We start from the raw sequence: 13,281 nt of genomic DNA, 5'->3' as shown, positions 1-13,281 counted from the left end.
AAACTAAGCAAACGCTCGTCCAATTTAGAAAACGAGGATCCGAAATAAGCATCAAAGGACAAGCAAGGATATACAGCCAAGAAGGCCTCAAAAACCCGCCCGCATAAAACCACTTAAATTTGCCACTAAAAATGACCCTTTGAAAGCAACCCATTCGAAATAAAAGATAAAAGTGGCATAAAAACCATTTTATAGAAACAGGCACGCTATAAAAACCAAGGTGATTGCCACATCTGACAAAATAAATTGAAAAAACGCACTAGCCAAATAGAGCCAAACCCCCACGACCCGAGCTTGAAGAAAATCGATATTAAGTCGCAAAAAACGTGGCGCAATAAAAGACAAAGCGCACACAAGCCATTCAGATACAAAACCGAAAGCCCCAATATAGAGTGACAAAAAAAACCGGCTGCATGCAAATAATCAACGAAACCAGATAAGCCTCGATAATTCTCACCTCTTATCTTTTAGCAGGGAGATTCCTCACGAGTTTTTACGTTAAAAAACACCCAATGGAGGAGTGTGATCTATGATCGCCTCGCCCACCCCCTCTCCGGGCTTTGGCGGCCTTCGCACCTAGGCACTGCATGACAATGCCATGCCATTGCAGCCTGGTTGACGTATGAGACAGACACGGCTGTGCCGTATGTGATCATGCAGGTATGGGACAGCCAAGCGCACGCCTAAAGTAACTTTGGAAATTCTGTCCCGACTGTATCCGTCAAGAGCGGCAGTGAGGTCATGCTAATCTTCAGTAGGTATTCGACCGACGAGCAGCGAGTTTGGATCAGGCTATTCAAACAAGGGCCAGGAGTGGGCTAGCACACCGGACGAAGCACACTGCCCACCCAATATCTGAGCAAAGCCTCGCAAGCCTGACCAGTAGGATTTTTCCAGGAAAATATGAGCGAAACGGCATAAACATAAAGTGCAAAAGTAAGATGGCCTGTGAAGACGTAAAGAGCCGGAACGAAATACCTCGCAATGTTATAACCGGGGCGCACTCGGAATACACATAAGCAAATCAGTAACCCCAATATCCAGGCCAAACTGACTCAGCAATGTACTTATTTGGCCTCTGTGGTGTGTTTGATGGTTAAATAAGTGCTGCACCAGAAAGCCAAGATTCTTAGTGGAATACTCTCCTCTCATATTCGAATACGTAAGTAAAGAAGCCGAATCTTGCTCAGTTAGCTCCCGGGTGAAATTGATTATTATCTCATCAACCATGCTTCTCTCACTCCTCAAACTTGCGAGATCCTGATGAATTGTTTCTGCTAGCGAACCAGGTAAGTCACGTCCTCGAAGATACTCCAGAGATGAAAATGTCTTTGCATGACCGGAGAAACGCTTCAGCCAAATGATATCCCCGACCAAAATATGATTAAGTGTTCCTAAAACCGAACCGAAATATGCACCTCTATCCTGAATGAGTTCGTTATCATTCAATTTTAGAGCCGATGAGTATACTTTTTCATTCATCCACTGATTGTAGTCGGCCATCAATTGAAAAATTTCCATATTTTTATTTTCTTAATCTGTTATAGAGTTCGCAGTTTCTGGCATCTATCCATTAGTGGGAGTAATACGCTGACCAAAAGCGACCACGCCAACACCACGACTAAAAATTCTGAAACTTAGCCTTATTCATGGTTAAAGCATTTTGGCTTGTTAACGGTTGCTATCACCGTATCTTGACCTAAGAACTTTGTGCCGGTGTTTGAAGATGAACCGATAAACAGGAGTGAGAACACATGTCAAAAAAGGCAACCTGCAATGGAATTCGACAGTATCTGTAATCCGGCACGATGTACCGCTTCTGTCGAGATTCCGATGGTGTCGCCAAAACCTGTTAGTCAAAGAACTGGACTCTTCGATAAAGCCACACTGACGATCGACCTTTTTAAAAAAGAACTTATGTCTATCTACCGGGAAAATGCCGAACAGAAGTATCCAGCTTGCAAACAGTGCCTGCCCTTCAGGCCATTCGAAAATCGGTTTGCTCGACCAGGCGACAGGAGCCGTCATACGAACGAGAGGACTTAGCTCAGCATTCACTCCACTCATAGTAAGAAGCGCATTAACGTCATCAGAGTTAAGATTAAGACTACTCGATATTTCAAACTTCACTGGTATCGTCCATGGCAGTTAACACCCACAGCAGGAACCTTTAACCTTGTGCGTGTATTGCGCGAAAATTAGTGCACAGCGACCCGCACAAAACGCGCATAAGGTGCAATATCCCGCTGAGACCCGAAGGTCCGGAGCTTCATTTCCTGTGATTATCAGGGTGTGCAGACGACTTACCTGGGAGGCCAGATTTTTAATAGGAGCAACACAAACCCTGCGACCAAAACTCCCTGAAATTCTGCGACTAGTGACACCGTCGGCATCATATACATGAATTGGTCTGGTGTTTCATCAGACACCAATGACGCCAAAAAAAGAACTGGTACAAGTAAGACACTTACACCCACTGACCAGAAACGCCAATTTTTTGAGAATAAACCCATTCATTGAAATAACTAAATTATTCAACTTATTTAAAGCTTGCGGATCTCGACCTTACCCTAACGCGGCCCCAGCCCCGAAGGAGCGATAACAGCCGCTTGTTAGGCGGAAAACTCACTGAACTTACGGAGGTTCACCCCTAATTATCGCGCAACAGACCTTTCAACTTGACCGCAATACTGATCAACAGCATTCCGCAGTTGTTCTGTAGAAACTTGAGAATTTGCTGGTGAAATTTGCCACGCAGAGCCAACATGCCACGTTTCATCGGATGTTCTTCGAAACCACAGTAGTTCCGGCTCATCCTCATCCATCGATTCGTAGCTGAAATCGGTTCGCCAATTTGACTGCAACTCCCACATTTTCAATGCTTGTGCCATTTCAACGACACACCAGCTAGGTTCTTCGAGGATTTTCTCACCATTCACTTTGAGCACGAAGGTCGCCTGAATATTTATCAGCGCTTGCCACCACTTCTGAATTTTCAGCCCATGGGGATCGATTTCGAAATTTTCCGTCAGAAGTTCAATCACGCAATTTGCTTTCCATGCCGCCTAACGCCGCCGGCAGGGGCAGCTTACCTTGTGCACATTTTGCGCAAAAATACGGGCGCAGCGACCTGCGCAAAATGTGCACAAGGTAAGCTGTCCCGCGGAGGGCCGCAGGCCTGGAGCAAGCTGCCCGGCCTTGTTATGTGTGCTGCTAACAAATTAACTTAGAAAATCTGCAGGCAAATCCTGACAGTACATTCTTGCTTTCCTAACGGTAGCTTCCCACTCTTCGGGATACTCACTCCAGCCCAGACGCTCTAGTTCGACCTCACACAGATCCGCTAGAGCCCATATAACCCTCTTTTCTACTTTAGAAAACTCTACATTCAAAGGTTTTCCAGAAAGCTTACTGGAAAGCAGATCCCAAAGAACTATCAAGTGTCCTTCAGTGAGTTTTATAGATATCTCGTTATTAAATTTTTTATAGATCACGGTAGCAAATCCACATAACGCCGCGCTCAGGGGCGGCTTGCTTTGGGCGCATTTTGCGCAAAAATGGGAGCGAAGCGACCTGCGCAAAAGGTGCACAAAGTAAGCCGTCCCCTGCAGCGCCTGGTTATGGCTGGCCGCGCTGCGGACCCGCTTACCGGCACGCTGCCAGCCACGACTTGGCTGGCCACTGCCCGAATAAAACGAGGAAAGAATACCGAACTTTCCCCGACCTGTTTTTATCTTATTGGCACTCCGCGATACTGCAGCGGAATTGTCATTTTTTACTGAACCCAAGCGAACGCTATAGGAACGAAACTACTTGGATGTGCCGTGGCAAAAAGCCAAATGCTGGATGCCAAAACTGTGTGCAAAACTTTCAGCGATACGAATAATATTTTTACCGACCGGCACCATAACAGCTTTATTCATACGCCATGAGCTTGTGCTCATCTGGCTTTGGTTTATTGGCGAAAAAACCTACTCAACCAAGAAAGCTTTTAAAAACCAATAACCTACCGATTCAAACGTCATTCGAGCCTCGAGTAAAGGAAGCCTGTGGCTTTTGTTTTCAGCTATTGGCTGGCTCTTTGTTAACAGACCAAATCTATATATATCAGTTATTTAGCCTATCCCATTCCGTGCACACGAGCCATAGGCTTCTGAATCAGGCTAGTGACGTGCGTTAGCGAACAAAGCATATACGGTTTGATCAAGTTCCGATCTAGATCAGTTTCGAAAGCGGTATATTCAGGAATAAAAAAAGCTGCGTGAAGGCAGCTTTTAAATTCTCAGAAGCAAACGCTGCTCAACAGCCGGTTACGTTTTTACGTATTGCCGATTTTTACCACGAGAAGGACGATTTCAGCGCCAGCGTCTTCCCGCGCGGAAGACTTCTAGTCTGCCCTGCCTACACCAGAGATGATTGCACCGGCGTAGGCCATGTGCTTGCCGGGAGGCGCGGCTACGCCAGCGATGTCGCAAACCAACTCCTGATGGCATTTTCCTTGATGTAAGCCGCTTTTACAGTTCAAACAATGGGGACACAGGCCAAACCTCATCGAACTCGGGCTGGGTTTTCTGTGATTTGGCGACAAATGATTTCATCATATCTTCCTGGCGAAACATGCCGGACTGCCACGTGGCCATATAGCTCAGGCTATCCTGCACCGAGTGATCCCGACTGTAATTCAGCATTTCCTTACAGCCGACCACTGCCAGTGGTGAGTTTCCTGAAATCCGTGCGGCAATCTCCATCACGCCGGCGATGAGTGCTTCCTGGTCTGGAAACACCTTGTTGACAAGCCCCATGGCCTCAGCCTCACTGGCGGTGAATTTACGCCCAGTGTAAGCGAGTTCACGCACCATGCCCTGCGAAACCAGTTTGGGGAAGCGCTGCAGGGTACCGACGTCCGCCGTCATACCCAGCTCCGTCTCCTTGATGGTGAAAAACGCATCCTGTGTTGCATAGCGGCAATCCGCCGCACACACCATATCCAGGGCACCGCCAACACAGCCTCCGTGGATCGCCACTAGCACAGGGATTCTGGCTTTCTCCAGCGAACTCACGCTGTCCTGCAGCTGCATCACAACACGGCGCAGGTTCTCCGCCATACGGGCAGGATCCCCTCTCATCGGAACCGCATTGGGATCGGAAAATACAGAGAGATCCATACCTGCGGAAAAATGCTTGCCAGTGGAGGAAATCACGATGACCCGAGCGAGTGATTGACTGTCGATTTTGTCGATCAGGCTCGGCAATTCTTTCCAGAATGCCTTGTTCATTGTGTTCATCTGCTCAGGGCGCGAAAGCTGCACATGGGCAATATGGTCGCTAATCGACACGTTAAAACAGGAATATTCGAACTGGGTTCCATCGGTACTCAAAGCGGCTCTCCCCTTCTACTCATTGGATTTTTTGCTGCCTGAAGATAGATAATGCAGCTGCCCAAGGCAAAAAAAAAGCGGGCCCCTTACGAGACCCGCTCTTTTGATAGGCAAATAACCGACGGCTTACCAGCCGGTTACTTCCTTCAGTGCGTTACCGATTTCCGCCAGGGAGCGAACGGTCTTCACACCTGCGTCTTCCAGCGCAGCAAACTTCTCGTCTGCAGTGCCTTTACCGCCAGAGATGATTGCACCAGCGTGGCCCATGCGCTTGCCGGGAGGAGCGGTTACACCAGCGATGTAGGAAACCACCGGCTTGGTGACGTTTGCTTTGATGTAAGCAGCCGCTTCTTCTTCAGCGGAACCGCCGATCTCACCGATCATTACGATCGCTTCGGTCTGCGGGTCATTCTGGAACATTTCCAGGATGTCGATGAAGTTGGAGCCCGGGATGGGGTCGCCACCGATGCCCACGCAGGTAGACTGGCCGAAGCCGTAGTCGGTAGTCTGCTTAACCGCTTCATAGGTCAGGGTGCCAGAGCGGGAAACGATGCCCACTTTACCCGGCATGTGGATGTGACCCGGCATGATGCCGATTTTGCACTCACCGGGAGTGATCACGCCCGGGCAGTTCGGGCCGATCAGGCGTACACCCAGCTCGTCGCACTTAACCTTGGCGTCCAGCATGTCCATGGTAGGAATGCCTTCGGTGATGCACACGATCAGCTTGATGCCGCCGTTTGCAGCTTCCAGGATGGAATCCTTACAGAAAGGCGCCGGAACGTAAATTACGGACGCTTCTGCACCGGTCGCTTCAACCGCTTCTTTCACGGTGTCGAATACCGGCAGGCCCAGGTGGGTCTGGCCACCTTTACCCGGAGTTACACCACCAACCATTTTGGTGCCGTAAGCAATCGCTTGCTCGGAGTGGAAAGTACCCTGGGAGCCGGTGAAGCCCTGGCAGATTACTTTGGTGTCTTTGTTAATCAGTACGGACATGATTATTTACCCTCCGCGGCTTTTACTACCTGCTGAGCAGCATCGGTCAGGCTGGTAGCTGCGATGATGTTCAGGCCGCTTTCGCTCAGTACTTTGGCACCCAGGTCAGCGTTGTTACCTTCGAGGCGAACAACTACCGGTACTTTTACGCCTACTTCTTTAACCGCGCCGATAACGCCTTCTGCGATCATGTCGCAGCGCACGATACCGCCGAAGATATTGATCAGTACTGCCTTCACGTTTTCGTCAGACAGGATGATCTTGAACGCTTCGATCACGCGCTCTTTGGTTGCGCCGCCGCCAACGTCCAGGAAGTTGGCCGGCTTGCCGCCGTGCAGGTTCACGATGTCCATGGTACCCATGGCCAGGCCGGCACCGTTCACCATGCAGCCGATGTTGCCATCGAGAGCTACATAATTGAGGTCCCACTTGGCAGCGTGTGCTTCACGGGCGTCTTCCTGAGACGGGTCGTGCATTTCACGCAGGTCCGGGTGACGGTACAGCGCGTTGCTGTCGATCACGATCTTGGCGTCCAGGCAGTGCAGGTTCTTCTCTGGGGTGATTACCAGCGGGTTGATTTCCAGCAGGGCCAGATCTTTCTCTTTGAACATCTTGGCCAGGCCCAGGAAGATCTTGGTGAACTGCTTGATCTGGTCGCCTTCGAGGCCCAGTTTGAATGCCAGTTCACGCGCCTGGTAAGGCTGAGCGCCTACCAGCGGATCGATGATGGCTTTCAGGATTTTTTCCGGAGTCTCTTCCGCTACCTTTTCGATCTCAACGCCGCCTTCGGTGGAGGCCATGAAAACGATACGACGGGTAGCACGGTCAAGAACCGCGCCCAGGTACAGTTCCTGGTCGATGTCGGTGCAGCTCTCTACCAGAATACGGGAAACCGGCTGACCTTTTTCGTCTGTCTGATAAGTTACCAGGTTGTTACCCAGCCACTTCTTGGCAAATTCTTCAATCTCGGCCTTGGAGTCCACCAGCTTTACGCCGCCCGCTTTACCGCGGCCACCGGCGTGTACCTGGGCCTTAACAACCCACTTGTCTCCGCCGATTTCGTCTGCTGCCGCTGCTGCTGCTGCCGGGGTTTCCGCTGCGATGCCTTTGGAAACCGGCAATCCGTATGCTGCAAACAGTTGTTTGCCCTGATACTCATGCAAGTTCATAGTCAATACCAATTCACATTTGAAATGTGTTTACCAATTGCAGATTGCTCTGCACCTTTAGACAGAAACCCGATAATGCTTCATTACAAAACCTGGTTCCTGAAATGAAACCGGGGCGGCAGTTGTTTGCCGCCCCGACACAATGGGTCGCTTACTTGCGCTTTTTACGGTTGGCGATGTGAATCGCGTGGCCGTTTACTGCCAGTGCCGCTTCCTTCACGGTTTCAGACAGGGTCGGGTGACCGAATACGGTCATACCGATGTCTTCCGCGCTGGAACCGAATTCCATGGCGATCGCTACCTGCTGCACCAGATCGGCTGCAGACGGGCCAACAATGTGGGCGCCGAGTACGCGGTCGGTTTCTGCGTGGGCGATGATCTTCACCATACCGCCGGTCTCGTTCGCAGCTACCGCACGGCCGGAGGCCAAAAACGGGAACACACCTACGTTGTAGGGTTCGCCATCGGCTTTCACCTGCTCTTCGGTACGACCTACCGCGGCGATTTCCGGGTGGGTGTAGATCACGTTCGGGATCACGTCGTAGTTCATCATCGGCTTCTGGCCGGCGATGCGCTCTGCAACCACAACACCTTCTTCAGAGGCCTTGTGTGCCAGCATCGGGCCGCGTACCACGTCGCCTACCGCCCAAACGCCCGGTGCAGAAGTCATGCACAGGTCATTGACGTAGATGAAGCCGCGCTCGTCCAGCTTAACGCCGGCGTCTTCAGACAGCAGGCCTTCGGTAAACGGACGACGGCCAACGCACACGATGAGTTTGTCAAAAGTCTCTTGCTGCTCTTTACCTTCCTTGTCCTGGTAGGTAACAACAACTTCCTTGCCTTTGACTTCAGTGCCGGTTACGCGACAGGACAGGCGGATATCAAGGCCCTGCTTTTTGAAAATCTTCTGGGATTCCTTGGCGATCTGCTGATCCATGATCGACAGGAAGTTGTCCAGTGCCTCCAGTACCACAACATCGGCACCCAGGCGGCCCCATACAGAACCCAGTTCGAGGCCGATAACACCAGCACCGATCACGCCGAGGCGCTTGGGCACTTCGGTGAATTCCAGCGCACCGGTGGAATCGACGATGATCTTGTTGTCTACCGGTGCCGGCGGGATGTTCACCGGAAGAGAGCCGGAAGCCAGGATCACGTTGTCGGCTTCATATACGGTGGTGTTGCCGTCTTTATCGGTCACTTCCACTTTCTTGCCGGCCAGCAGTTTGCCAGTGCCCTGGATGGAGGTCACTTTGTTGGCCATAAACAGACCGGCGATACCGCCAGACATCTGCTTAACAACGCCTTCTTTGCGCTCGATCATTTTCTTGACGTCGATCTTAACCTTGCCGGTTTCGATGCCGTGAACTTCAAGAGCGTCTTTTGCTTCGTGGTATTTCCAGGAGCTGTCCAGCAGCGCCTTGGAAGGGATACAACCGACGTTCAGACAGGTACCGCCGTTGACGGTCTTGCCTTCTTTGTTCACCCATTTTTCAACACAGGCAGTCTTCAGACCCAGCTGCGCTGCGCGGATTGCGGCTACATAACCACCGGGGCCTGAGCCGATAACGATTACGTCAAATTTTTCGGACATGGTCTGTTCCAAATTTGGTGAATTCAGTGTGCGAGAGGGGCCCCGGGGGCCCCTGAATTATTAGACTTCCAGCAGGATGCGCGCCGGGTCTTCGATCATTTCCTTGATCGCAACCAGGAAACCAACGGCTTCTTTACCGTCGATCAGGCGGTGATCGTAAGACAGAGCCAGGTACATCATCGGCAGGATCTCAACCTTGCCGTTAACCGCCATCGGGCGCTCCTGGATCTTGTGCATACCCAGGATTGCAGTCTGCGGCGGGTTCAGGATCGGGGTAGACAGCAGGGAACCGAATACACCACCGTTGGTGATGGTGAAGGTACCACCGGTCATCTCCTCAATGGTCAGCTTGCCGTCGCGGGCACGCAGACCCATATCGCGGATGTTGTTTTCGATATCCGCCAGGCCCATGTGTTCGGCGTTACGCAGTACCGGCACTACCAGGCCTTTCGGGGAGGAAACCGCCACACCGATATCCTGGTAACCGTGGTACACGATGTCGTTGCCATCGATGGACGCATTCACCGCGGTGTAACGCTTCAGCGCTTCGGTCGCCGCTTTTACGAAGAAGCCCATGAAGCCCAGGCGGGTGCCGTTGTGGGTCTTCTCGAACAGGTCTTTGTAGTTTGCGCGCAGATCCATGATCGGCTTCATGTTCACTTCGTTGAAGGTAGTGAGCATGGCAGTGGACTGGGAAGCGTCCAGCAGGCGCTCCGCGATGCGCTTGCGCATACGGGTCATCGGCACACGTTTTTCAACGCGCTCACCGGCGGCTACTTCAACCTGTGCGGCAGCAGCCGGAGCGGCCACTCCAGCCGGCGCAGAACCGGCTTTCATCACGTCTTCTTTCAGTACGCGACCGCCCTTGCCAGAGCCTTCAACGCCCGCCAGGTCAACGCCCTTTTCTGCCGCCATTTTCTTGGCGGAAGGCATGGCGATTTTCTCGCCGCCAGCGGCCGGAGCCGCAGCTTCTTCGGCCGGAGCCGGAGCCGCTTCAGAAGAAGCACCAGCGCTAGCGCCCGCACCCTCTTCAAAAATAGCGATCACTTCATTGGAGAGAACGGTGTCGCCCTCGCCCTTGATAATTTCACTGATGGCGCCGTCTGCCGGTGCAACGACTTCCAGCACAACTTTGTCAGTTTCAATATCCACGATCAGTTCATCGCGGGACACGGCTTCGCCCGGTTGCTTGTGCCAGGTGGCAACGGTGCCATCCTGAACGGATTCCGGGAAAGTTGGCGCTTTAATCTCGATGGTCATTGTTCCTGTTTCCTGAGATTGCTCTTCGTTGTACTGCTGCCTTATTTGACAGTCAGCGCCTCATTGATGAACGTATTCTGTTCTTCCAGGTGCGTGGACATGTAACCCGCTGCCGGTGCAGCGGAGGCCGCGCGGCCAACATATTCCAGCTCCAGTTTCGGGTGTGCCTCGTTCAGCAGACGGCGCAGGTGATGCTGGCTGGAGTACCACGCACCCTGGTTCATCGGCTCTTCCTGGCACCAGGCGACGCTCTTGATGTTCTTGAATGCGGAAACCGCAGCCAGGAACTCGTCGTCCGGGAAGGGGTAAAGCTGCTCAAGACGTACAAACGCCACATCGTCCTGTTCGCGCTCCATGCGCGCTTCCAGCAGATGGTAGTAGACCTTGCCGGAGCAGATGATGAGTCGCTTCACCTTGGCAGGATCCACGCCGTCATCCTGAATCACGTTCTGGAACTGGCCCGTGGCCAGCTCGTCCAGGCTGGAGGTCGCGAGCTTGTGACGCAGGATCCACTTCGGGCTCATGATCACCAGCGGGCGGCGCATCGGGCGGATCGCCTGGCGACGCAGCAGGTGGAAGATCTGTGCCGGGGTGGTGGCGTTACACACCTGGATATTGTGTTCCGCACACAGCTGCATGAAGCGCTCGAGGCGCGCAGAGGAGTGCTCCGGGCCCTGACCTTCATAGCCGTGCGGCAACAGCATGACCAGGCCACACATACGGCCCCACTTGTGCTCACCGGAGGTGATGAACTGGTCGATCACAACCTGGGCGCCGTTGGCGAAGTCGCCGAACTGGGCTTCCCACACCACCAGGGATTTCGGGGTGGTGGTCGCGTAACCGTATTCAAAGGCCAGTACGGCTTCTTCAGACAGCAGCGAGTCGTACATATCGAAACGCGGCTGGCCCTCGTACATGTGCTGCAGCGGTACGTAGGTTTGACCGTCTTTCTGGCTGTGCAGTACGGCGTGGCGGTGCGAGAAGGTACCGCGACCCACGTCCTCACCGGTGAAGCGCACCATGTAGCCCTGCTCCAGCAGGGTGCCGTACGCCAGGGTTTCCGCCATGCCCCAGTTCAGGGGCAGGCCGCCACCGGCCATTTTGCGTCGGTCTTCGTAAATCTTGGCGACCTGACGCTGCAGGACGATGCCGTCGGGAACCGTGGTCATACGGTTGGCAACATCTTTCAGCTTGGTCATTTCGAAGCTGGTGTCACCTTCCGCGGTCCACTCGTGGTTCAGGTACGGGCGCCAATCCACAAACATGGAGGAATCCGGCTCTTTAACCAGGCCGGTGGCCACGTCTTCGCCGCGATCCAGCTTGTCGCGGTAGTCGTTCGCCAGCTTGTCGGCCTCGGCTTTATCAACCACACCTTCCGCAATCAGCTTTTCCGCGTACAGGGTACGGGTGGTCTTCTGCTTGCGAATGGCCTGGTACATCAGTGGCTGGGTGCCGGACGGATCGTCGGTCTCGTTGTGACCGCGACGGCGGTAACACACCAGGTCGATGACGATGTCTTTCTTGAACTCGTAGCGGTAATCCACTGCCAGCAGGCCGGCCAGAACCACGGCTTCCGGGTCGTCGCCGTTCACGTGCAGCACCGGGGCATCGATCATCTTCGCGACGTCGGTACAGTACTCAGTGGAACGGGCGTCCTCGCGCTTGCTGGTGGTAAAGCCCACCTGGTTGTTCAGCACGATATGGATGGAGCCACCAGTGTAGTAGCCACGGGTCTGGGACATCTGCAGGGTTTCCTGCACCACACCCTGACCGGCAAACGCCGCGTCGCCGTGGATATTGATTGGCATTACCTTCTCGCCGGTGCTGTCGTTGCGGCGATCCTGGCGCGCGCGCACGGAGCCGACCACCACTGGCGCGCAGATTTCCAGGTGGGACGGGTTAAACGCCAGCGCCAGGTGCACTTCGCCACCGGGCGTCATCACGTTGGAAGAGAAGCCCTGGTGGTACTTAACGTCACCAGAAGTATCCAGGGTTTTCTTGCCCTCGAATTCTTCGAACAGATCCGCAGGGTTTTTACCCAGGATGTTCACCAGCGTGTTCAGGCGGCCACGGTGGGCCATGCCGATCACGATTTCTTTCACCGAGTAGGTACCGGAGCGACGGATCAGTGCGTCCATCAGCGGAATCAGGCTCTCACCGCCTTCCACGCCGAAACGCTTGGTACCCGGGTACTTGGAGTCCAGGTGGCGCTCGAGGCCTTCCGCAGCAGACAGGCGCTGCAGGATCTCGATGCGGATATCGTTACCGTAATTCGGCTTGGACTGGCTGCGCTCGAGGCGCTGCTGGAACCACTGCTGCTCGTCCAGGTTGGACAGGTGCATGATCTCGGCGCCGAGGTTGCCGCAGTAGGTTTTTTCCAGGCCTTCGACAATTTCACGCAGGGTGGCTTCGCCATTGCCGAAGAACAGGTCGCCAGTCTGGAAGGTGGTGTCGAAATCGCCTTCGGTCAGGCCGTGGTAATTCAACTGCAGATCCGGTACCTGCTCGCGCGCCATCAAACCAAGCGGGTCGAGCTTGGCTTTCTTGTGGCCACGGTGGCGGTAGGAGCTGATCAGTTGCAGAACCTTGATCTGCTTGCGCTCGTGCTCAATATTGACAGAGCCGGCGCCGGGGGCGGACAACGGGCGGGTACGATTCTTGGCCATCAGCTCAAAATGCTGACGAATGGCCGCATGTGACACATCGCCGCCGTTTACGCGGGGCAAGCTGTCGAAGTAATTGCGCCACTCTTCCGAGACGCCATTGGGATCGTGCAGATAGGTCTCGTACAGCTCTTCCACGTAACCGGCGTTACCACCAGAAATGTGCGAAGTGCGCCAGAGCTCCTCCATTGTACTTTCGTGCATTAATGCCTACCTCG

The 13,281-nt window shown here is 53.4% G+C and carries 10 protein-coding genes; 1 reads left to right on the top strand and 9 read right to left on the bottom strand.

Annotated elements, in window-relative coordinates; genetic code table 11:
* Positions 1-987 precede the first annotated feature (987 nt).
* The 3 genes from ACNKU7_RS12525 to ACNKU7_RS12515 form a co-directional block, all read right to left on the bottom strand.
* Positions 988-1,521 (bottom strand): DinB family protein, encoded by a 534-nt coding sequence (locus tag ACNKU7_RS12525; protein WP_418297329.1) that lies wholly within the window; start codon positions 1,519-1,521, stop codon positions 988-990.
* Positions 1,522-2,654: 1,133 nt separating this feature from the next.
* Positions 2,655-3,044, bottom strand: coding sequence for a DUF7878 domain-containing protein (locus ACNKU7_RS12520; protein WP_418297328.1), 390 nt, complete (start codon positions 3,042-3,044; stop codon positions 2,655-2,657).
* 177 nt (positions 3,045-3,221) lie between these two features.
* Positions 3,222-3,788: a hypothetical protein gene (locus ACNKU7_RS12515; RefSeq protein WP_418297327.1), complete on the bottom strand. Its 567-nt coding sequence runs from the start codon at positions 3,786-3,788 to the stop codon at positions 3,222-3,224.
* Positions 3,789-4,261: 473 nt separating this feature from the next.
* Here ACNKU7_RS12515 and ACNKU7_RS12510 point away from each other — a divergent pair, with 473 nt between their 5' ends.
* Positions 4,262-4,507, top strand: coding sequence for a hypothetical protein (locus ACNKU7_RS12510; protein ID WP_418297326.1), 246 nt, complete (start codon positions 4,262-4,264; stop codon positions 4,505-4,507).
* A gap of 7 nt (positions 4,508-4,514) precedes the next feature.
* On the opposite strand, the gene ACNKU7_RS12505 is transcribed toward ACNKU7_RS12510, so the two are convergent.
* The 6 genes from ACNKU7_RS12505 to ACNKU7_RS12480 all read right to left on the bottom strand — a co-directional run bounded on the left by ACNKU7_RS12505 (position 4,515) and on the right by ACNKU7_RS12480 (position 13,267).
* Positions 4,515-5,378, bottom strand: coding sequence for a crotonase/enoyl-CoA hydratase family protein (locus ACNKU7_RS12505; protein WP_418297325.1), 864 nt, complete (start codon positions 5,376-5,378; stop codon positions 4,515-4,517).
* A 126-nt stretch (positions 5,379-5,504) separates the two neighbouring features.
* Positions 5,505-6,377 (bottom strand): succinate--CoA ligase subunit alpha, encoded by an 873-nt coding sequence (gene sucD, locus ACNKU7_RS12500; protein ID WP_418297324.1) that lies wholly within the window; start codon positions 6,375-6,377, stop codon positions 5,505-5,507.
* 2 nt (positions 6,378-6,379) lie between these two features.
* The gene (gene sucC, locus ACNKU7_RS12495; RefSeq protein ID WP_418297323.1) at positions 6,380-7,546 is read right to left on the bottom strand and encodes an ADP-forming succinate--CoA ligase subunit beta; all 1,167 of its coding nucleotides are present in this window, start codon (positions 7,544-7,546) and stop codon (positions 6,380-6,382) included.
* A gap of 151 nt (positions 7,547-7,697) precedes the next feature.
* Positions 7,698-9,140, bottom strand: coding sequence for a dihydrolipoyl dehydrogenase (gene lpdA, locus ACNKU7_RS12490; protein WP_418297322.1), 1,443 nt, complete (start codon positions 9,138-9,140; stop codon positions 7,698-7,700).
* Between the two features lie 60 nt (positions 9,141-9,200).
* Complete coding sequence (gene odhB, locus ACNKU7_RS12485) at positions 9,201-10,400, bottom strand: 2-oxoglutarate dehydrogenase complex dihydrolipoyllysine-residue succinyltransferase (RefSeq protein WP_418297321.1); 1,200 nt, start codon at positions 10,398-10,400, stop codon at positions 9,201-9,203.
* Positions 10,401-10,441: 41 nt separating this feature from the next.
* The gene (locus ACNKU7_RS12480) at positions 10,442-13,267 is read right to left on the bottom strand and encodes a 2-oxoglutarate dehydrogenase E1 component (protein ID WP_418297320.1); all 2,826 of its coding nucleotides are present in this window, start codon (positions 13,265-13,267) and stop codon (positions 10,442-10,444) included.
* Positions 13,268-13,281: the final 14 nt, after the last annotated feature.

Origin of the sequence: Microbulbifer weihaiensis, from assembly GCF_048323715.1 — a bacterium.
Lineage (GTDB): Bacteria > Pseudomonadota > Gammaproteobacteria > Pseudomonadales > Cellvibrionaceae > Microbulbifer.
This window is presented reverse-complemented; position numbering and strand designations above follow the sequence as displayed.

What these genes read in the sequence shown, in the direction of transcription:
- ACNKU7_RS12525 (WP_418297329.1), bottom strand. Translation starts at nt 1,521, where the DNA reads ATGGAAATTTTTCAATTGATGGCCGACTACAATCAGTGGATGAATGAA.
- sucD (WP_418297324.1), bottom strand. Translation starts at nt 6,377, where the DNA reads ATGTCCGTACTGATTAACAAAGACACCAAAGTAATCTGCCAGGGCTTC.
- sucC (WP_418297323.1), bottom strand. Translation starts at nt 7,546, where the DNA reads ATGAACTTGCATGAGTATCAGGGCAAACAACTGTTTGCAGCATACGGA.
- lpdA (WP_418297322.1), bottom strand. Translation starts at nt 9,140, where the DNA reads ATGTCCGAAAAATTTGACGTAATCGTTATCGGCTCAGGCCCCGGTGGT.
- odhB (WP_418297321.1), bottom strand. Translation starts at nt 10,400, where the DNA reads ATGACCATCGAGATTAAAGCGCCAACTTTCCCGGAATCCGTTCAGGAT.
- ACNKU7_RS12480 (WP_418297320.1), bottom strand. Translation starts at nt 13,267, where the DNA reads ATGCACGAAAGTACAATGGAGGAGCTCTGGCGCACTTCGCACATTTCT.